We start from the raw sequence: 18,401 nt of genomic DNA on the forward strand, positions 1-18,401 counted from the left end.
TTCAACTCTAGGAGGAAGCCCCCCTCCGTCAGGGCTTCGCCCTGCCACCTCCTCGTGCCGGGGAGGACGGAGGCTCCAGCACCATCCGCACCGATAGCATGTTCCCGCCGACCGCCATGCAGGAACGCAGGACCCGATCCGTCTCGACAAAGCCCAGCTTGGCAAGTACCCGACCGGACGCCGGATTGTTCTCGAAATAGCCCGAGGTCAGACGGGCAAGACCAAGTCGCTCGAACCCGAAATCGACGAGCGCCCGCGCCGCCTCGGTCGCGATTCCACGTCCCCAATGCGCAGGGGACAGCCAATAGCCCAGCTCTGCCGTATCCTTTTCCGGGGTCAGCCCGACGGCGCCGATCAACCTATTCTCGCCCCGTAGCGTGATCGCTCATACCCATTCGGCCGGTACGACCTGATCCAGAAAGAAGCGCGCGTCATCCGGGCCATAAGGATGCAGTACGCGGGCCAGTCGGCGCGCGACATCCCGATCCCCGACGATTGAAACGATGGCCTCGATATCACGCTTGGCCGGACGCCGCAGCGATAGCCGGGGGGTGTCGAGGTCGGGGCGGTTATCGAGAGACAGGGGCATGATCGTTTCCCGCCAAACGTGGGGCTGGATCGGGGCTGGACGAAAAAAGGGCGGCAAACGCTTCCGCGCTGCCGCCCCTTTCATACCGGGATCGGCGCTTACGCCTCGCTGCGATCCCCGTAATTCACCAGTTCGTCACCCATGATGCGGGTGACGTGCAGCACATTGGTCGACCCCGGCGTGCGGAAGGGGACGCCCGCCATCAGCACGACCTGGTTGCCCGCCTCGGCGATGCCGTGGCGCAGGGCCATGCGCTTGGACTTGGCGACCATCTCCTCGAAGGATTCGACGTCGCGGGTGTGGACCGCATGACAGCCCCAGAGCAGGCCCAGGCGGCGCGCCGTCTCGAGCTGCGGGGTCAGCACCAGGATCGGCACCGAGGGACGCTCGCGCGCGACGCGTCGCGCGGTCGATCCGCTGGAGGTGAAGCAGATGATCGCCTTGGACGACACGGTGTTGGTGATCCGCGCCGCCGCTTCGGCCAGCGCGTCGGCGGTGGTCGGGTCGGGGGTCATCGCGGTGAAGTGGATACGCTCGCCGTGACCGGGGTCGTTTTCCACCGACACGCCGATCGCGTTCATCATGGCGACCGATTCGACCGGCCAGGCGCCCGCCGCCGATTCGGCCGACAGCATGATCGCGTCGGCGCCGTCATAGATGGCGGTCGCCACGTCCGACACTTCGGCGCGGGTGGGCGAGGGGCTCTGGATCATCGATTCGAGCATCTGGGTCGCGACGACCACCGGGCGACCCATGCGGCGCGACACCTCGACGATGCGCTTCTGGAGCGGCGGCACCGCCTGGGGCGGCAGTTCGACGCCCAGGTCGCCGCGTGCGACCATCACGCCGTCGCACTGCTCGACGATCTCTTCCAGCCGGTCGATCGCCTGCGGCTTCTCGATCTTGGCGAGGAGCGCCGCGCGCCCCTTGATCAGGCCACGCGCCTCCATCAGGTCCTCGGGTCGCTGCACGAAGGACAAGGCGATCCAGTCCACGCCCTGCTCGACCGCAAAGGCCAGGTCGGAGCGATCCTTCTCGGTCAGCGCGGCCATGGGCAGCACCACGTCGGGGACGTTCAGCCCCTTGTTGTTCGACAGCGCGCCGCCGACCTCGACCAGCGTCGTGATCTTCGTCTCGTCATGGAAAGCGACGCGCAGGACCAGCTTGCCGTCGTCGAGCAGCAGGCGCGCGCCCGGCTCGATCGCGGCGAAGATTTCCTTGTGCGGCAGCTCGACACGGGTCGCGTCGCCCGGCGTCGGATCGCGGTCGAGGACGAAGGTGCTGCCGGTTTCCAGCATGACCTTGCCGTCGGCGAACTTGCCGACGCGCAGCTTCGGCCCCTGAAGATCGGCGAGGATCGTGGTCGGGCGGCCGAACCGCTCCTCCAGCCCGCGGATCGCCTTGATCAGCGGAATCTTCGACTGCTGATCGCCATGGCTCATATTGATCCGAAAGGCGTCGGCGCCTGCCTGGAACAGGGTGGCGATGGTTTCGGGATCGCTGCTGGCCGGGCCGAGCGTGGCAAGGACGCGGACTTTGCGCGAACGCGGGGGGAGAGTGTTCATGGTCACATCCTGCTTCTTTTCGGCCTGTGTCCTAAAGCCTAATGCGTTACGATCAACCTAGGAGCGATGAATATGGCCGATGCAATGGATGCGTTGAACGCAATCGATGACAAGGCGGCGGCCGAGGCCTTTCGGCGGCTGGTCCTGCACCTGCGTCATCGCAGCGATGCCCAGAATGTCGATTTGATGGGGCTGGCGGGCTTCTGCCGCAACTGCCTGTCCGACTGGCTGGGCGAGGCGGCCGGCATCGACAAGGCGACCGCGCGGCAAGCGATCTACGGCATGCCGTACGACCAGTGGAAGGCCGAGCATCAGGCCGAGGCGACGCCGGAGCAGTTGGCGCGCATGGCCGAGAGTGTGAAGAAGAACCGTTAACCCCCGCTTGAGCGCAGGGCCGGAAGCGCCTAGACCGCCCCCGATCCCGACATCCGCGCCGGACCGACCCTGCCCATGGGCGGGGACGTGCGTTGTGGCGGCGGATTCCTGGGAGTGGACCGAATTTCAGAGGGTATAAAAATGGCGGACGAGAATTTCGACAGCAGCGGCAATGTGACGGCCGACGAACTGCGCCTGTTGATCGAGCGGGCCGAGCGGCTGGAAGAAGAGAAGAAGGGCATTTCGGACGACATCAAGGATGTCTTCGCCGAAGCCAAGGCGCGGGGCTATGACCCGAAGGCGATCAAGAAGATCATGGCCATCCGCAAGAAGAAGCGCGAGGAGTATCAGGAAGAGGAAGCCATCCTCGAAGTGTATATGAAGGCGCTGGGCATGATCTGATCCCGGCTTCGGGTTCTGGATATGCGAAGGGCGGCGGGGCTGATGGCCTCGTCGCCCTTTTTGTTGGTGGCGAGTGGCGGGGCGTGGCCTTCGACTTCGCTCAGGCTGAACGTGGGGTTGGGATTATGAGCCACTGCTACCCACTCCGTTCAGCCTGAGCGAAGTCGAAGGCCAAGGAAAAGCCTCACCCCATCTCCGCCGCCTGGGTCGTCCAGCCCAGCCGCGGAATCGTGATCGAGCGCTTGCCCGTCAGGTCGGTGCGGCACACGAACAGGTCGCGGCTCTCGATATAGGCGATCAGCCGCTTCACCCGGCCCAGCGAGCTGGTGCCATAGGTCTCCGCGATCTTGGTGTCCGGCGGGCAGGGCAGGCCCTCCCGCGCCGCGCGCGCGACGAGCAGGAACGCCCCCAGCATGTCGTCGGGCAGCATTGCCGCCAGCGCCAGCGCCTCCTGCCAGTCGGGATCGTTGACGTCGAAAATTCCCGCCCGCGCGCAGGACAGGCGACGGGCGAAGCCGTTCAGGTCGAGCGGCGGCCGCGCGAGGCCTGCCATCCGGCAGCGCACCTGGAAATCCTGGAACAGCACCGAGGCGGGGCGGAAGGTCGATTCGGGGTCCTCGACGATCGCGCGCAGGACCTGCTCGTAGATCGCTTCGACTTCGCCTTCGTCCATCTCGGGCGCGGGCGGCGCGGCGGTGGTCGGCAAGGGCGGGCGGCCCAGATCGGCCATCAGTTCCTCGGCGGGCACGCGGCGCGGCCGCGGATCGAAGGTCATGGGCAGCGTCGGCGCTTCCTCGACCGGCGCGAAGAGCAACTCCTGCAAATCGGGCGGCGGGGCGTCGGGCAGGGGGGTCAGCTTGGGGCTGCCCGAGCGGGCCGAGGTCTCGACCGCGCCGATCTTCACCGTGATCGGCCGCCGCGAGACGGCGGGGCCGAGCGCCAGGAAGGTGCCGCGCGCCAGATCGCGGATCGCATCCGCCTGTCGCCGCTCCATGCCGAGCAGGTCGGCCGCGCGCGCCATGTCGATGTCGAGGAAGGTGCGGCCCATCAGGAAGTTGGACGCCTCCGCCGCGACATTCTTGGCCAGCTTGGCGAGTCGCTGGGTGGCGATCACCCCCGCCAGGCCACGCTTGCGCCCGCGACACATCAGGTTGGTCATCGCGGACAGCGAGGCGCGGCGGACCTCCTCGGTCACTTCGCCGCCGGTGGTAGGGGCGAACAGCTGGGCCTCGTCCACGACGACCAGCGCGGGATACCAATGCTCGCGCGGCGCATCGAACAGCGCATTCAGGAAGGTCGCGGCACAGCGCATCTGGCCTTCGATTTCCAGCCCTTCGAGACTCAACACCACCGAGGCGCGGTGCTCGCGGATGCGGCTGGCGAAGCGCCCGACCTCCCGTTCGGCATAGTCGCCCGCCTCGATCACGACATGGCCGTACGCCTTGGACAGAGTGACGAAATCGCCTTCGGGGTCGATGACCACCTGTTGCACCTGACCTGCCGACTTTTCGAGCAAGCGGCGCAGCAGATGCGACTTTCCCGACCCCGAATTGCCCTGCACCAGCAGGCGGGTCGCCAGCAGTTCCTCAAGATCGATCGGCACCGACGAGCCACGCTCATCGGTTCCCATATCCACGCGTACCGTCATGACTGGCGTTTGGCCGATCAACGCCCCAAGGAGCAAGGCATTTGATTCCTTAAGCGGAGCCCTTTGCCCATGGCCCTGACGACCGCCGCTGAAATCGCCCGCCGTACGCTGGGCAAGCCCGTGCATGAGCTGGACGAGGAAGAAGCCCAGGTCATTGCCGATATCGAGTCGGGCCAGCTCAGCACGCGCGACGCCGCCGATGTCGCCGACGAAAGTTCGACCTGGGGCGAAAAGCTGGCCGATCGGGTGGCCGCGGTCGGCGGCAGCTGGGGCTTCATCATCGCCTTTACGGTGATCCTGCTGGGATGGATGCTGCTCAACTCGAATGTGCTCAGCCATTTCGGCATGGCGTTCGATCCATACCCTTATATCTTCCTCAACCTGCTGCTCTCGACCCTGGCGGCGATCCAGGCGCCGGTCATCATGATGAGCCAGAACCGGCAATCGGCGAAGGACCGGCTGGCCGCGAGCCTCGACTATCGCACCAATTTGCGCGCCGAGATCGACATATTGCGGCTGCACCACAAGCTGGACAATGCCGTGACCGAACGGCTCGATACGCTGGAGGCGAAGATCGACGGGTTGGCAAAGGCCCTTGCGCGGTCGTAAAGAGCGCGATCATTTCAAGAGGCACCGATGGCAGGCCACAGCAAATTCAAGAACATCATGCACCGCAAGGGCGCGCAGGATAAGAAGCGCTCGGCAGCATTTTCCAAGCTCTCCCGTGAAATCACCGTCGCGGCGAAGATGGGCACGCCCGACCCGGACATGAACCCGCGTCTGCGCGCCGCCGTCAACGCGGCCAAGGCGGCCTCGATGCCCAAGGACAATATCGCGCGCGCGATCGACAAGGCTTCGCGCGGCGACGGGGAGAATTACGAGGAAGTCCGCTATGAGGGCTTCGGCCCCGGCGGCGTCAGCCTGATCATCGAGGCGCTGACCGACAATCGCAACCGCACCGCGACGAACGTGCGCACCGCGGTGTCGAAGAATGGCGGCAATCTGGGTGCGGGCGGTTCGGTCAGCCATGGTTTCGACCGGATGGGCCTGATCAACTATCCCGCCAGCGCCGGCGACGCCGAGAAGGTGTTCGAGGCCGCGTTGGAAGCCGGAGCCGAGGACGTGACCTCGTCCGAGGACGGCCATGAGATCTGGACCGCACAGGGCGACCTCCACGAAGTCGCCAAGGCGCTGGAGCCTGTGCTGGGCGAGGCGGAAGGCGCCAAGCTGGCCTGGCGTCCGCAGACCATGGTCTCGGTCGACGAAGCGGCGGCGGCGACCTTGTTCAAGCTGATCGACACGCTGGACGATGACGACGACGTCCAGACCGTCTGGGGCAATTACGAAGTCTCCGACGAAGTGATGGAAAAGCTCGGCTGATCCCCATTCCTCCCCAGGCTCTGCCTGGGGAGGGGGACCGCGCGGCAATGCCGCGTGGTGGAGGGGCAAGTCGGTGCATACTGAACCCTCCCGAAAGCCCGAAATGACCCCATCCCCCGCCATCATTCTCGGACTCGATCCCGGCCTCGGCACCACCGGCTGGGGGGTGATCGCGGTGGAGGGCAACCGCCTGCGGCATGTCGCCAACGGCCAGATCAAGACCGAGCCGTCGATGGTGCTGCCGCGTCGCCTCGCGAACCTGCACGCGGCGCTCTATGACGTGATCCGCCAGCAACAGCCCGACGGCGCGGCGGTCGAGGAAGTGCTGGGCAACAGCAACGCGCAGTCCACGCTGAAGCTGGGCCAGGCGCGCGGTGTCGTCCTGCTATCGGCGGCGCAGGCCGGACTGGTCGTCGGCGAGTATCACCCCAGCATCGTCAAGAAGGCGACCGTCGGCACCGGCGGTGCGGACAAGAAGCAGGTGCAGGCGATGGTCGGCCATTTGCTGCCCGGCGTGAAGCTGACCGGGCCGGACGCGGCGGATGCGCTGGCGGTGGCGATCACGCATGCACATCATCTGGCGAGCGCGCGGGCGATGCAGCGGCGGGTGGGGGCGGTTTAGCGGGGCGACTGGCTTGTGGCGAGGCCCTCCCCCATCCCCTCCCGCAAGCGGGAGGGGATGGGGGAGGGCCTGCCCCAAGCGACACCCCCAACGATAACCCCCGTGACGTCCACCCCCTTTTGTTCTAACCCCTCCCCATGATCGCGCATCTCAAGGGACGTCTGGACTCCACCGGCATCGACCATGCCGTCATCGATGTCGGCGGCGTCGGCTATCTGGTCGGCGCTTCGGCGCGCACCCTGTCGTCTATCGGGCCGGTGGGCGAGGCGGCGATGCTGCATACCGAGATGCTGGTGTCCGAGGACTCGATCCGGCTGGTTGGTTTCGCCAGCGCGGACGAGCGTGACTGGTTCCGCCTGTTGACCGGCGTGCAGGGGGTCGGCTCGCGGGTGGCGCTGGCCATCCTGTCCGCGCTGGAGCCCACCGACCTGATGCGGGCGATCGCCAGTGGCGACAAGGCCATGGTCGCGCGGGCGAACGGGGTAGGGCCGAAGCTCGCCCAGCGGATCGTGATGGAATTGAAGGACAAGGTCGGCGGCATCGTGCTCGCCCCCGGATCGGGTGGCGGCGTGGCGGCGTCGGCCGGGGCTGGCGCGGATGCGGTGTCGGCGCTGCTCAACCTGGGCTTCCGGCCCGCCGAGGCCAATGCGGCGGTGGCGGCGGCGGAAGAGGAATTGGGGGCGGGGGCCTCGCTCGATGCGCTGGTGCGGTTGGCGCTTCGAAAGGCGGCGAAATAGGGGCGTTGGGGGCGTGGGCTTCGACTTCGCTCAGCCTGAACGGCCGTGGGGATATGGTCCAGAACTCCGTTCAGGCTGAGCGTAGTCGAAGCCCAAGGGAATCCCTCACCCCAACAACCCCGGCACCGCAAGCCCCGCAAAATGCGCGTCGAGATTGGCCACCACCAACTCGGCCATCGCCGCCCGCCCCTCCCGCGTCGCGCTCCCCTGATGCGGGGCGAGCACGACATGGTTCATCCGGCGCAGCGCATAAGGCACGTCGGGTTCGTCGGCGAACACGTCCAGTCCGGCCCCCGCAATACGATGCGACTCCAGCGCCGCGATCAGCGCATCTTCCTCGACCAGGCTGCCGCGCGCGACATTGACCAGCACGCCGTCCGCGCCCAGCCGGTCCAGCACACCGGCATCGACCACCCCGCGCGTTTCCTCCCCGCCCGGCGCGGCGAGGAACAGCACGTCGCTCTCCGCCGCCAGCGTCGCCAGATCGGGGACGAAGCGCCAGGCCACCGCCTTTTCCGAGCGAGCGGTGTAGAGGATCTCGCCACCGAACGGCTCCGCCCTTTTGGCAATCGCCTGTCCGATCCGGCCTAGTCCGAAAATGCCGATCCGCCGTCCGCTGGCGCGTCGACCCAGGGGCACGGTCCAGTTGCCCATCCGCATCGCCCGGTCGTTTGCCGCGATCCGCCGGTCGACCGCCAGCCACAAGGCGATCGCCTGATCGGCGACGTCCTCGGTCAACACATCGGCGGTGATCGCGATGCGGATACCACGCGCGGCGACCGCGTCATGGTCGATCCCGTCATGGCCGACGCCGTGGATCGCGATGATCTCCAATTCGGGCAGCCGGTCCAGCAGTGCGGCGTCGACCGTCATCTGCCCGCCGCCGACGATCGCCTTGGTGGTCGGCGGCGGTGCATCGCGGTACAGCGTGAAGCGTTCGGCGAGCAGCAGCTCCAGGGCGGGCGAAACGGCGGTAGCCAGGAAGATATCGTGCGGCATGACCCCTGATGTAGCGCGTTTCCGACCGCGAGTCCGCTATCCGGGGTTAAGCCGTCGCCCGGACGATTGTCCCGACCGCGCATAGCCTGCTATGTTCGTGCAATGTTCGCGCAGCTTCTCGACAGCCATGCCCTCCAGCCGCTAGGGCGGACCCCGTGACCGACCAAGACCGCCTCCTGTCCGCCAGCCGCCGTCCCGAGGATGTCGACGCCGCGCTCCGCCCGAAAAGCCTGGACGAGTTTGTCGGGCAGCAGGCGGCGCGCGACAATCTGCGTGTCTTCATCCAGGCGGCGCGCGGGCGTGGCGATGCGCTGGACCATGTGCTGTTCTTCGGCCCGCCGGGTCTGGGCAAGACGACGCTGGCGCAGATTATCGCGCGTGAGATGGGCGTGGGTTTCCGCGCGACTTCGGGGCCGGTGATCGCCAAGTCGGGCGACCTCGCCGCGCTGCTGACCAATCTGGAAGACGGCGACGTCCTGTTCATAGACGAAATCCACCGCCTGCAACCGGCGGTCGAGGAAGTCCTGTATCCCGCGATGGAGGACCGGGTCCTCGACCTGATGATCGGAGAGGGGCCGTCGGCGCGGTCGGTGCGGATCGACCTGCCGCGCTTCACGCTGGTCGGTGCGACGACGCGGCAGGGATTGCTGACCACCCCCTTGCGCGATCGTTTCGGCATTCCGGTCCGCCTGCAATTCTATACGGTCGAGGAACTGACCCGCGTCGTCACCCGCGCCGCCCGCCTGCTCGACCTGCCGATCTCCGAGGACGGCGCGGTCGAGGTCGCGCGCCGTTCGCGCGGCACGCCGCGTATCGCCGGGCGGCTGCTGCGCCGCGTCCGCGACTTCGCCAGCGTGGCGGGGCATGAGATCGTCCACGCCGCCGCCGCCGACCAGGCGCTGAATCGGCTGGAGGTCGACGCGCTGGGACTGGACGCGATGGACCGTCGCTATCTGACGATGATCGCCGACGTCTATCGTGGCGGGCCGGTGGGGGTGGAGACGCTGGCCGCAGGGCTCTCCGAGCCGCGCGACACGATCGAGGAGGTGATCGAGCCGTTCCTGATCCAGCTCGGCCTGCTCGCCCGCACCGCGCGGGGGCGGATCCTGAATGCGGGCGGGTGGAAGCATCTGGGGCTGAATCCGCCGATCGGGTCGCAGGACGGTCTGTTCGACGCCTGAGGCGGCGGGCGTCACACATCGCTCCCCGGCTTCGTTCAGCCTGAGCGAAGTCGATGGCCAAGCGGAAACAGCCGCCACAGAAGCCCCCCTAGCTCACGCGAAATCCCGTGGCCTTCGACTTCGCTCAGGCTGAACGGGGGGCGGTATTGTGCAAAAACGGACCCCCGCCGGTCAGAAGACCGATAGGGGTCAGGTGGGCGTCTCTCTATGCTGCGTTCGGCCCGGCATCTTCGCTCGGATGCCGATCAGTGACCTCGCAACCGCATGATTCCATACGCAAAAGCGTGGAGCCACAGGTTTCGGGGATGACCGGACCGCCCGGAGAGGCAAGGCCGAACGCGAGTAACGAACCCCCTGGGCTTCGGTTGCGCGAGAGGGGCAATCAATTTCCCGTCTGTTCCTCCCCAGATAGTATTACCCCGATAATACACTTGAACCCCGCCGCCATCCCCTCCACACTAGGCAGGCGTATTTGGAGAGTTTGAACGATGGCCACGACCGCCGATACCGTGACCCAGGAAAAGGGGCTGACGCTGACGCCGCCCGATCCCGTGCCGACGGTGGCGCCCGCCCAGGCCGCCGGGCTGGTGCCCGTCGACGACAAGACGCGCACCCAGCTGGAGCAGAAGGTCGAAGGCTTCGTCGCCGAACTGATCGCGCAGGACGTCAACAGCCCCGAATTCGGCCGCCGCGTCGACGCGATTACCGCCATGGGGCAGAAGGAAATCCGCGAGGCGGCGGGCCAGTCCAACCGCTTCCTCGATCGCCCGGTCAAGGCGATGGACGGCGAGACGGGCGTGGGCAAGGACCTGACCGAGCTGCGCCGCGTGGTCGAAAGCCTGGATCCCGGTCGTCAGGGCAATCTCTCCGCGCCGCGCAAGCTGCTCGGCATCCTGCCCTTCGGCAACAAGATGCGCGACTATTTCGACGGTTATCGGTCGTCGCAGACGCATATCGCCGCGATCCTGAAGAGCCTGTCCTCGGGCCGCGACGAACTGCTGATGGACAATGCCGCGATCGACACCGAGCGCGCGAACCTGTGGTCCGCCATGGGGCGGCTGGAGCAGATGATCCATCTGTCCAAGGCGATGGACGCCAGGCTGGAAGATGCCGCCAACGACCTGGATCACACCGATCCCGCCAAGGCCAAGGCGATCCGCGAGACCGCGCTCTTCTACACCCGCCAGCGGACCCAGGACCTGCTGACCCAGATGGCGGTCACGGTGCAGGGTTATCTGGCGCTCGATCTGGTCAAGAAGAACAATGTCGAGCTGGTGAAGGGCGTCGACCGCGCCTCGACCACCACCGTCTCGGCGTTGCGCACGGCCGTCACCGTGGCGCAGGCGCTGGCCAATCAAAAGCTGGTGCTGGACCAGATCACCGCGCTCAACACCACGACCGCCAACATCATCGATTCGACCGGCAAGCTGCTGCGCAGCCAGACCGCGCAGATTCACGAGCAGGCGGCGGCCTCGACCATCCCGCTGGAGACGCTGCAGCGTGCCTTCCAGAATATCTACGACACGATGGACGCGATCGACAGCTTCAAGCTGAAGGCGCTCGATTCGATGAAGACCACGGTCAACACGCTGGGCCAGGAGGTCGAGAAGTCGAAGGGCTATATCGCCCGCGCCGAGGGCGCGCAAAACCCGCAGCTGACCAGCGGGGCGGCGGCGTCTTCGTTCAAGCTGGAGGCGCTGTAATCCCGTGACCACCCCCCGCTCGAACGAGGTCGATGCCCAGATCGAGCGTGCGCGCGAAGTGATGGCGCGCATCTCGCAGGATTATCGCGGGTCGGCGCAGCAGACGGTCAAGCGGGTGCGGCGACGCGCGCGCTCGGCGATGCAGCGGGTGATCCTGATCGCCATCGCCAATGCGGTGATCCTGATCGCGGCGATGGTGACGGGGCTGATCCTGCCCGGCGGGATCGGCATTTTCGGCGCGCTGGCGGCGATGATGCTGATGCTGGCGGCGACGCTGGCCATCGCGCTGGCGCCTGCCCCGCGCGCGCCGACCCCAGCCAAGCTGGCGCAGGTCGATATCAAGGCGCTGCCCGCCCAGACCGAACGCTGGCTGGAGGCGCAGCGGCCCTTGCTGCCTGCGCCCGCCGTCCAGCTGGTCGACCGGATCGGGCGGCGGCTCGACACGCTCTCGCCGCAGCTCGCCGCCGTCGACAACGACACCGCAGAGGCGATGGAGGTCCGCCGCCTGATCGGCGAGCAGCTCCCCGCCTTCCTGCGCGACTACGAACGCGTGCCCGAGCCGCTGCGCCGGGTCGAGCGCAACGGGCGGACGCCGGATACGCAGCTGATCGACGGCCTCAAGCTGATCGAACAGGAGATCGGCGACATGACCCAGCGGCTGGCACAGGCCGATCTTGACAGCCTGTCGACGCGCGGGCGATTTTTGGAAATGAAATATCGCGAGGAAAGGGCGGACTGATGCGGCGGGCGGCGGTGGTGGTGACGATGATGCTCGCCACCGCCGCGATGGCACAGGACGGGCCGAGCAAGGTGGAGTTCGCGGCCGCCAGTGCGGCCGGGGATCGGCTCGATAGCGGTCATTATCTGGATGCCGCCGAAGCGCTACGCCCGCTGGCATTCGATGCGGCGGGCAAGCCGAAGCCCGGCTTTCTCCACGATCAATGGGCGGAACTCCACACGCTGATGACCGCCGAGCCGGTCGAGCCCGAACCTGCCCCTGCCCAGACCGCCGAAGCCAAGGCCATGGCGGATCGCGTCGCCGCCGCAAGCGTGCGGGATGCGATCCCCGAAATCGTCGCACGGGCGGCTCGGACTCGTGTGGTCATTCTCAACGAGAATCACGGACTTCCGCGCGATCGTGCCTTTGCGCTGGAGGTGGCGCGGGCGCTTCGGCCGCTGGGCTATTCAGTCCTGGCGGCGGAAACCTTCATGGTCGGCGACAAGAACGTCTCCCTATCGAAGCTGGCCAAGCAGGGTTATCCGACGCAAAGAACGGGCTATTACACCCACGATCCCGTCTTCGGCGATTTCGTCCGGCAGTCGCTGGCGCTGGGCTATCGCCCGCTGAACTATGAACAGACGGACGAGGAGCGCGGCAAGCCGACCGGCCGGGCGGAAAGCATCGCCCGGCGCGAAGAGGCGCAGGCGAGTCATTTGGCGCAGGCGCTGGCCGCCGATCCCAAGGCCAAATTCTTCGTCTATGTCGGTTTCAGCCATGTCGCCGAGCAACCGATCGACGCGGCCGACGACGCCAAAGTGTGCTGGATGGCCACGCGCCTGAAGGAGAAGACCGGTATTGATCCGCTGACCATCGATCAGACGGTTCTGGGGCCGCTGATGGGCGATTCCAACGGCCTTGCGCGCCGAATTCTGGCGGGCAAGACTTCCAGCGGGTCGGTCGTGCTGTTCGATGGCGACCGCCCCGTGACGGTCGGCCAATATGCCGGTGCGGTCGATCTGCAGGTCTATCATCCCGTCACGCGCATGGTGAAGGGGCGTCCCGACTGGCTGGCGGCGATGGGGCGCAAGCCGATGGCGATCCCGGCGGGCTTCGTGCCGCAAAAGGGCGAGCGGCTGGTACAGGCGTTCATCGCGGGCGAAAGCGACGATGCGATTCCGGTCGATCAGGTGCTGTTGCGCGGCGGTGACGACGTGCCGTCGCTGATGGTGCCGGGGGACAAGCCGCTGCGGCTGGTGATGCAGGAGCCGACTTCGGCCAAACCGTAACTTGGAGTTCCTCACCGTGCGGGGAGTAATGCCCGATCAGCCTTCGCACTTAGGTCAGACGGCCAACCCCATAAATGAAAAGAGGCTGCCGGGACGTCATCGCGACGGCCCCGGCAACCCCTGAACATGGTCAGCGGCCGGAGAGCTCCAGCCCGGGAGACCATGCGGGCCTCATGACATCAGGCGCGACCGTTGATTGGGGGAAAATACCCCCCGAACCGCGCCTATCGATATCAGAGACCGGCCCCCCGAACGAACTGAACCGACCCCCTTGCTGAACCATGAGACATCGGATCACCTCCTTTCGCTAGTTAAAGCCAATGCGCCCTTTCAAAGTGCGCAAAGCCAATGTGCGTAGGCGAAAGCCAATAAACAAGACTTGTAATGCGACGATGTTTGGCCGAGCATCCTGCCCCCGCCCAATGGCGGGACTCAGCCCCGGCAATCCTCGATCACGCGTCCGATTTCCGCATAGGCGGGGATGACCAGCGGCACCTGTCCGCTCTGTTCGATCGTGAACCGCCCCCGGCTGAATGCCATCGCATCCAGCAGCGGATCGGCGACCGGGAGCGACAGCTCCGCGCCGCCCGCGACTGCATGGGCGGTCAGGCTGCGCGTCGTGCTGGAGGTGCGGATCGTGACGGCACCCGCGACCGATGCCGGGCGACCGAGGCGGATCTGGCGGGTGCGCGGATCGCAGGCCAGGGTCAGGCGCGTCACGCCGCCGGTGCCGAATATCGCGACCGACCCTTGCGCGGCGCGTTGATACCGCCAGTCACCGGGCGTCAGGGGCCAGTCGCGCCAGTCGCTCCCCAGCACCGGGCGCGGCGCGGGTGGGGCGGGGCGGGGCGCGTGGCGTACCGGCGGCGGCGCCTCGGGACGCGGGGTGGCGGGGATACAGCCCGACAGGGCGGCGGCCCCGACGATCGGGGCGAGGGAAGCAAAAGACAGGCGACGCATCGCATCCAGCCTATGCGGGAGGGGTCCCGGATGCTCAACCCCGTGCTGCGACAGGACGTGCCGATGCGGCGGGCATCGGATTCGTCATCGGAACCTGGCCTCGCCCCGGCGGTTCTCCGATCTAAACGGAGGTTAACATGGCCGAACACGATACGCCGACCCTGATCCTGGTCCAGTCCACCGTCTCTGGCACGCTGAAGATCGAAAGCCGCGATGGCGACGCGATCGGCAGCGTCCACGCCTTCATGGTCCACAAGCGTTCGGGCCGCGCGACCCATGCCGTGCTGGCGCTGGGCGGGTTCCTGGGCATGGGCAAGAGCTTCTATCCCGTGCCGTTCAGCCTGTTGCAGTTCGACCCGGTGGGGGATCAGTATGTGATCACCGTCGATCGCCGCCTGCTGGAGGGCGGGCCGAGCTGGTCCAACAATGCGCCCGTGTTCGATCAGGCTTATGCCGACCGGGTGGCGGGCTATTATGGTGTGGGGACGGAGAATCTGGATCTGGGGTGATTTTTTGAGGGTGGCCTCTGGGGCCTACCCTCCCCCATCCCCTCCCGCCTGCGGGAGGGGTGCGTTACTGGGTAGTCGTCGGGGCGCTACGTCGGAGAGTTTCCTGCCGCTGTACCGGTCACGCCCCTCCCGCAAGCGGGAGGGGATGGGGGAGGGCAGATGTCAGGCAACCCCAACCCCCAATAATCAATTCGCCTTCCGCCCACTCGCAAACTTCTTGCTTTTCCCGAACCGCGTCTTGCGCGTCCCCGGTTTGCCCTCGTTCGACCGGCCCATGATCGGGGCCTTCTGCTCATGCACCGGCAGGCCCAGTTCCTCGTTCTCGAGCTGCCGGATTTCATCCCGCAACCGGCCCGCTTCCTCGAATTCGAGGTCGGCGGCGGCCTTGCGCATCTTCTTCTCGAGCTCCTCGATATAAGCGCGCAGGTTATGGCCGACCATGTGCGGACGGTCCTCGTCGATCGGCACCGTCACCTGATCGCCCGACGCCACATGCGCGATGATGTCGCCGATCTGGCGGCGGATCGTCTGCGGCGTGATGCCGTGCTCGGTATTATACGCCATCTGCTTCTCGCGACGCCTCGAGGTTTCCAGCATGGCGCGCTCCATCGATCCGGTGATCCGGTCGGCATAGAGGATCACCCGGCCGTCGACGTTGCGCGCCGCGCGCCCGATCGTCTGGATCAGCGAGGTTTCGGAACGCAGAAACCCTTCCTTGTCCGCGTCGAGGATCGCGACCAGCCCGCATTCGGGAATGTCCAATCCCTCGCGCAGCAGGTTGATGCCGATCAGCACGTCATAGACGCCCAGCCGCAGGTCGCGGATCAGCTCGATACGCTCCAGCGTCTCTACATCGGAGTGCATGTAGCGGACCTTGATCCCCGCCTCGTGCATATATTCGGTCAGGTCCTCGGCCATCCGCTTGGTCAGCGTGGTGACGAGGGTGCGGTAGCCGAGCTCGGTGGTCTTGCGCGCCTCGATGATCAGGTCCTGCACCTGCTCCTCAACCGGCTTGATCTCGACCGGCGGGTCGATCAGGCCGGTGGGGCGGATGACCTGCTCGACGAAGACGCCGCCGGTCTGCTCCATTTCCCAATTGCCGGGCGTGGCCGAGACGCTGACCGTCTGCGGGCGCATCGCGTCCCATTCGTTGAAGCGTAGCGGCCGGTTGTCGATGGCGGACGGCAGGCGGAAGCCGTACTCGGCCAGCGTGATCTTGCGCCGATGGTCGCCGCGCGACATGCCGTTGATCTGGCCGATGGTGACATGGCTCTCGTCGACGAAGAGCACGGCGTTTTCGGGGAGGTACTCGAACAGCGTGGGCGGCGGCTCGCCGGGCAGGCGGCCGGTCAGGAAACGGCTGTAATTCTCGATGCCGTTGCAGCTGCCGGTGGCGGCGATCATCTCCAGGTCGAAATTCGTCCGCTGCTCCAGCCGCTGGTGTTCGAGCAGCTTGCCCTCCGCCTCCAGCTCCTTGAGACGCTCGGCCAGCTCGAACTTGATCGCCTCGGTGGCCTGCTTCATCGTCGGGCCGGGCGTGACATAGTGCGAATTGGCGTAGATGCGGATCGAGTTCAGGCTGGCGACCTTCTTGCCGGTCAGCGGATCGAACTCGACGATCTCTTCGATCTCGTCGCCGAAGAACGACACGCGCCAGGCCGAATCCTCATAGTGCGACGGGAAGATTTCCAGATTGTCGCCGCGCACCCGGAAATTGCCACGCATGAAGGCGGCGTCGTTGCGCTTATATTGGAGCGCGACTAGCTTGCGGATGATCTCGCGCTGGTCGACGCTCTGGCCCTTCTTCAGGTCGAAGATCATCGCCGAATAGGTTTCGACCGAACCGATGCCGTATAGGCAGGATACCGAGGCGACGATGATGACGTCGTCGCGCTCCAGCAACGCGCGGGTGGCCGAGTGGCGCATCCGGTCGATCGACTCGTTGATCGAGCTTTCCTTCTCGATATAGGTGTCGGACCGGGGCACATAGGCCTCGGGCTGGTAATAGTCGTAATAGCTGACGAAATATTCGACCGCGTTGTTGGGGAAGAAACTCTTGAACTCCCCGTACAACTGCGCCGCCAGGATCTTGTTGGGGGCGAGGATCAGCGCGGGGCGCTGCAATTCCTCGATCACCTTGGCCATGGTGAAGGTCTTGCCCGATCCGGTGACGCCCAGCAGCACCTGATCCTTGTCGCCCGCGCGGGCCGCCGCCGTCAGTTCCTTGATCGCCGCAGGCTGGTCGCCGCTGGCGGTATATTCGGTGACGAGTTCGAAGCGCTTGCCGCCCTCCGCCTTTTCGGGGCGCGACGGGCGGTGGGGGATGAAGCTGACCCCGGTTTCGGGCTCGTCGAGGGTGGTGCGGATCTGGATCGCCATGGGGGTGAATATGGGTCCGGTTGCACTTTTGTTCCAGTGGGTCCGATGTTTGGGGCGTGGCCTTCGCCTTCGCTCAGCCCGAATGGAGGGGGGGAGAGGGTTTCAATACCAAACCCCGTTCAGCCTGAGCGAAGTCGAAGGCCAAGGGAATCCCTATCGCAAAGCCCGGACCTGCGGCGTGTCGAGGCAAGTCCGCATCGCCGCATCGCTGGTCCGTACCGCACCCGCAGCCCGGAACGGCGCGATCTCCACCGGCTGACCCAGCCGAACCGCCGCAAACCGACCCCGCGCCCCCGAACACGCCATCGCCGCATCCAGCAGCTTGGGCGGCGTATCATAGCCCTCATAGGACAGGCGGAACGTGCCCCAATGGATGGGAATCGCGGTGTAGGCCCCCAGCCGCTCGAAAACCTGCACCGCTTGCGGCGGGCCGACATGGCTGCCCGAGGCCATCTGGCCGGGTTCGAAGCGGAACGCCCCGATCGGCAGTAGCGCCAGCCGGACCGGGCCAAGCTTTGCCGCTTCCTCCGGCCAGCGGCCATCGCCCATGCCGGTATCGCCGGCAAAGAAGATATTGCCGCCGGGCAGCTTCACCACGAAGCTGGACCACAGCGCGCGGTTACGATCGGCGAACCAGCGGCTGCCCCAATGATGGTTGCGCGTGACGGCCACCGAGATGCCGGGCCGGATCACCTTCTCCCGCCCCCAGTCGAGCGCGGTGGCGGGCACGCCGACCTGGCCGATCACGCTGTCATTGCCCAGGCTGGTGACGACCAGCGGCCGGTCGCGCTGCCAGAGCTGGCGCAATGTGGCTTGATCCAGATGGTCGTAATGATTGTGGCTGATGAGGATCAGGTCGATCCGGGGCAGGTCGTCGAGCGCCACGCCCGGCCGCGCCACCCGCTTCGGGCCGAAGCCGAAGGGGCCGGCACGCTCGGCATAGACAGGATCGGTCAGGATGTTGAGGCCCTGGGTCTGGACCAGCACGGTCGCATGGCCGATCCAGGTTGCGACCATCCGCTGTCCCTCGACACGGGCCTGGGGCCTGGAGGGCTGGACCGGCACCGCTTCGGGCCATGCGGGGCGGCCGTCATCGCCGGTCAGCTGTCGCCACAGAAAGCCGCCGCGCCCGCCGCGTGTCGGCATCCGCCGCGTATCGGCATCGCCATCGGGGTTGGAGAAGCGCTCGCCGTCATAATGGCCGCTCTCCGGCCCTTCATAATAGAGACGGTCGAGATAATGCGGCACGATCGTCGCGGCCAGGCCGACGAGGATCAGGATCAGCGCCAGTCCCTTGGCGATCCGGCGGACGATGGTCATGAGGGAGCCCGGTTCGAAAAATGCA

At 66.4% G+C, this 18,401-nt stretch carries 19 protein-coding genes; 11 read left to right on the plus strand and 8 right to left on the minus strand.

Features of this window, described 5'->3' with window-relative positions; translation table 11 throughout:
• Nucleotides 1–28 precede the first annotated feature (28 nt).
• The 3 genes from SP5_RS19720 to pyk all read right to left on the minus strand — a co-directional run bounded on the left by SP5_RS19720 (nucleotide 29) and on the right by pyk (nucleotide 2,154).
• The gene (locus tag SP5_RS19720) at nucleotides 29–382 is read right to left on the minus strand and encodes a GNAT family N-acetyltransferase (RefSeq protein ID WP_281177303.1); all 354 of its coding nucleotides are present in this window, start codon (nucleotides 380–382) and stop codon (nucleotides 29–31) included.
• A 3-nt stretch (nucleotides 383–385) separates the two neighbouring features.
• The gene (locus SP5_RS19725; RefSeq protein ID WP_245613387.1) at nucleotides 386–589 is read right to left on the minus strand and encodes a GNAT family N-acetyltransferase; all 204 of its coding nucleotides are present in this window, start codon (nucleotides 587–589) and stop codon (nucleotides 386–388) included.
• A 98-nt stretch (nucleotides 590–687) separates the two neighbouring features.
• Nucleotides 688–2,154, minus strand: a complete 1,467-nt coding sequence (pyk, locus tag SP5_RS03335) for a pyruvate kinase (protein WP_042484076.1) — start codon at nucleotides 2,152–2,154, stop codon at nucleotides 688–690.
• A gap of 72 nt (nucleotides 2,155–2,226) precedes the next feature.
• On the opposite strand from pyk, the gene SP5_RS03340 reads away from it, so the two are divergent.
• A complete protein-coding gene (locus SP5_RS03340) occupies nucleotides 2,227–2,529 on the plus strand; it encodes a DUF1244 domain-containing protein (RefSeq protein ID WP_241823669.1) in 303 nt (100 codons plus the stop codon).
• Nucleotides 2,530–2,670: 141 nt separating this feature from the next.
• Nucleotides 2,671–2,931: a DUF2312 domain-containing protein gene (locus SP5_RS03345; protein WP_037570224.1), complete on the plus strand. Its 261-nt coding sequence runs from the start codon at nucleotides 2,671–2,673 to the stop codon at nucleotides 2,929–2,931.
• Between the two features lie 184 nt (nucleotides 2,932–3,115).
• On the opposite strand, the gene SP5_RS03350 is transcribed toward SP5_RS03345, so the two are convergent.
• Nucleotides 3,116–4,579, minus strand: coding sequence for a helicase HerA domain-containing protein (locus tag SP5_RS03350; protein ID WP_042484078.1), 1,464 nt, complete (start codon nucleotides 4,577–4,579; stop codon nucleotides 3,116–3,118).
• A gap of 69 nt (nucleotides 4,580–4,648) precedes the next feature.
• Between SP5_RS03350 and SP5_RS03355 the strand changes: the two genes are divergently transcribed.
• The 4 genes from SP5_RS03355 to ruvA all read left to right on the plus strand — a co-directional run bounded on the left by SP5_RS03355 (nucleotide 4,649) and on the right by ruvA (nucleotide 7,318).
• A complete protein-coding gene (locus tag SP5_RS03355) occupies nucleotides 4,649–5,188 on the plus strand; it encodes a DUF1003 domain-containing protein (protein WP_042484080.1) in 540 nt (179 codons plus the stop codon).
• 27 nt (nucleotides 5,189–5,215) lie between these two features.
• Nucleotides 5,216–5,959, plus strand: a complete 744-nt coding sequence (locus tag SP5_RS03360; RefSeq protein WP_042484083.1) for a YebC/PmpR family DNA-binding transcriptional regulator — start codon at nucleotides 5,216–5,218, stop codon at nucleotides 5,957–5,959.
• A gap of 103 nt (nucleotides 5,960–6,062) precedes the next feature.
• Nucleotides 6,063–6,581 carry a crossover junction endodeoxyribonuclease RuvC gene (gene ruvC, locus SP5_RS03365; RefSeq protein ID WP_042484085.1) on the plus strand — a complete coding sequence of 173 codons (519 nt, stop codon included), beginning with the start codon at nucleotides 6,063–6,065 and terminating at the stop codon, nucleotides 6,579–6,581.
• Nucleotides 6,582–6,718: 137 nt separating this feature from the next.
• On the plus strand, nucleotides 6,719–7,318 hold the full coding sequence (ruvA, locus tag SP5_RS03370; RefSeq protein ID WP_042484087.1) for a Holliday junction branch migration protein RuvA: 600 nt from the start codon (nucleotides 6,719–6,721) through the stop codon (nucleotides 7,316–7,318).
• A gap of 105 nt (nucleotides 7,319–7,423) precedes the next feature.
• Here ruvA and SP5_RS03375 read toward each other — a convergent pair whose 3' ends face one another.
• On the minus strand, nucleotides 7,424–8,317 hold the full coding sequence (locus tag SP5_RS03375; RefSeq protein WP_042484091.1) for a 2-hydroxyacid dehydrogenase: 894 nt from the start codon (nucleotides 8,315–8,317) through the stop codon (nucleotides 7,424–7,426).
• A 155-nt stretch (nucleotides 8,318–8,472) separates the two neighbouring features.
• On the opposite strand from SP5_RS03375, the gene ruvB reads away from it, so the two are divergent.
• From ruvB to SP5_RS18400, 4 genes are all read left to right on the plus strand, one after another.
• A complete protein-coding gene (gene ruvB / locus SP5_RS03380) occupies nucleotides 8,473–9,498 on the plus strand; it encodes a Holliday junction branch migration DNA helicase RuvB (RefSeq protein WP_042484093.1) in 1,026 nt (341 codons plus the stop codon).
• Nucleotides 9,499–9,986: 488 nt separating this feature from the next.
• On the plus strand, nucleotides 9,987–11,201 hold the full coding sequence (locus tag SP5_RS03385) for a toxic anion resistance protein (protein ID WP_042484096.1): 1,215 nt from the start codon (nucleotides 9,987–9,989) through the stop codon (nucleotides 11,199–11,201).
• 4 nt (nucleotides 11,202–11,205) lie between these two features.
• Nucleotides 11,206–11,940, plus strand: coding sequence for a hypothetical protein (locus tag SP5_RS03390; protein ID WP_245613388.1), 735 nt, complete (start codon nucleotides 11,206–11,208; stop codon nucleotides 11,938–11,940).
• Nucleotides 11,940–13,208, plus strand: coding sequence for a hypothetical protein (locus SP5_RS18400; RefSeq protein WP_052811386.1), 1,269 nt, complete (start codon nucleotides 11,940–11,942; stop codon nucleotides 13,206–13,208). The genes SP5_RS03390 and SP5_RS18400 overlap by 1 nt, the downstream gene beginning before the upstream one ends.
• 432 nt (nucleotides 13,209–13,640) lie before the next feature.
• On the opposite strand, the gene SP5_RS03400 is transcribed toward SP5_RS18400, so the two are convergent.
• Nucleotides 13,641–14,168 (minus strand): hypothetical protein, encoded by a 528-nt coding sequence (locus SP5_RS03400; protein WP_042484099.1) that lies wholly within the window; start codon nucleotides 14,166–14,168, stop codon nucleotides 13,641–13,643.
• A 137-nt stretch (nucleotides 14,169–14,305) separates the two neighbouring features.
• Between SP5_RS03400 and SP5_RS03405 the strand changes: the two genes are divergently transcribed.
• On the plus strand, nucleotides 14,306–14,677 hold the full coding sequence (locus SP5_RS03405; protein WP_042484101.1) for a PRC-barrel domain-containing protein: 372 nt from the start codon (nucleotides 14,306–14,308) through the stop codon (nucleotides 14,675–14,677).
• A 186-nt stretch (nucleotides 14,678–14,863) separates the two neighbouring features.
• On the opposite strand, the gene uvrB is transcribed toward SP5_RS03405, so the two are convergent.
• Both uvrB and SP5_RS03415 read right to left on the minus strand, forming a co-directional pair.
• On the minus strand, nucleotides 14,864–17,056 hold the full coding sequence (uvrB, locus tag SP5_RS03410; RefSeq protein ID WP_042484103.1) for an excinuclease ABC subunit UvrB: 2,193 nt from the start codon (nucleotides 17,054–17,056) through the stop codon (nucleotides 14,864–14,866).
• Nucleotides 17,057–17,209: 153 nt separating this feature from the next.
• The gene (locus SP5_RS03415) at nucleotides 17,210–18,376 is read right to left on the minus strand and encodes an MBL fold metallo-hydrolase (RefSeq protein WP_042484107.1); all 1,167 of its coding nucleotides are present in this window, start codon (nucleotides 18,374–18,376) and stop codon (nucleotides 17,210–17,212) included.
• Nucleotides 18,377–18,401 lie beyond the last annotated feature (25 nt).

Origin of the sequence: Sphingomonas parapaucimobilis NBRC 15100, from assembly GCF_000787715.1 — a bacterium.
Lineage (GTDB): Bacteria > Pseudomonadota > Alphaproteobacteria > Sphingomonadales > Sphingomonadaceae > Sphingomonas > Sphingomonas parapaucimobilis.

Coding starts and splice junctions, on each gene's coding strand:
- SP5_RS03350 (WP_042484078.1), bottom strand. CDS start 4,579: ATGACGGTACGCGTGGATATGGGAACCGATGAGCGTGGCTCGTCGGTG.
- ruvC (WP_042484085.1), top strand. CDS start 6,063: ATGACCCCATCCCCCGCCATCATTCTCGGACTCGATCCCGGCCTCGGC.
- SP5_RS03345 (WP_037570224.1), top strand. CDS start 2,671: ATGGCGGACGAGAATTTCGACAGCAGCGGCAATGTGACGGCCGACGAA.
- uvrB (WP_042484103.1), bottom strand. CDS start 17,056: ATGGCGATCCAGATCCGCACCACCCTCGACGAGCCCGAAACCGGGGTC.
- pyk (WP_042484076.1), bottom strand. CDS start 2,154: ATGAACACTCTCCCCCCGCGTTCGCGCAAAGTCCGCGTCCTTGCCACG.
- SP5_RS03405 (WP_042484101.1), top strand. CDS start 14,306: ATGGCCGAACACGATACGCCGACCCTGATCCTGGTCCAGTCCACCGTC.
- ruvA (WP_042484087.1), top strand. CDS start 6,719: ATGATCGCGCATCTCAAGGGACGTCTGGACTCCACCGGCATCGACCAT.
- SP5_RS03385 (WP_042484096.1), top strand. CDS start 9,987: ATGGCCACGACCGCCGATACCGTGACCCAGGAAAAGGGGCTGACGCTG.
- SP5_RS03355 (WP_042484080.1), top strand. CDS start 4,649: ATGGCCCTGACGACCGCCGCTGAAATCGCCCGCCGTACGCTGGGCAAG.
- SP5_RS03360 (WP_042484083.1), top strand. CDS start 5,216: ATGGCAGGCCACAGCAAATTCAAGAACATCATGCACCGCAAGGGCGCG.
- SP5_RS03340 (WP_241823669.1), top strand. CDS start 2,227: ATGGCCGATGCAATGGATGCGTTGAACGCAATCGATGACAAGGCGGCG.
- SP5_RS03400 (WP_042484099.1), bottom strand. CDS start 14,168: ATGCGTCGCCTGTCTTTTGCTTCCCTCGCCCCGATCGTCGGGGCCGCC.
- SP5_RS03375 (WP_042484091.1), bottom strand. CDS start 8,317: ATGCCGCACGATATCTTCCTGGCTACCGCCGTTTCGCCCGCCCTGGAG.
- SP5_RS03415 (WP_042484107.1), bottom strand. CDS start 18,376: ATGACCATCGTCCGCCGGATCGCCAAGGGACTGGCGCTGATCCTGATC.
- SP5_RS19725 (WP_245613387.1), bottom strand. CDS start 589: ATGCCCCTGTCTCTCGATAACCGCCCCGACCTCGACACCCCCCGGCTA.
- SP5_RS18400 (WP_052811386.1), top strand. CDS start 11,940: ATGCGGCGGGCGGCGGTGGTGGTGACGATGATGCTCGCCACCGCCGCG.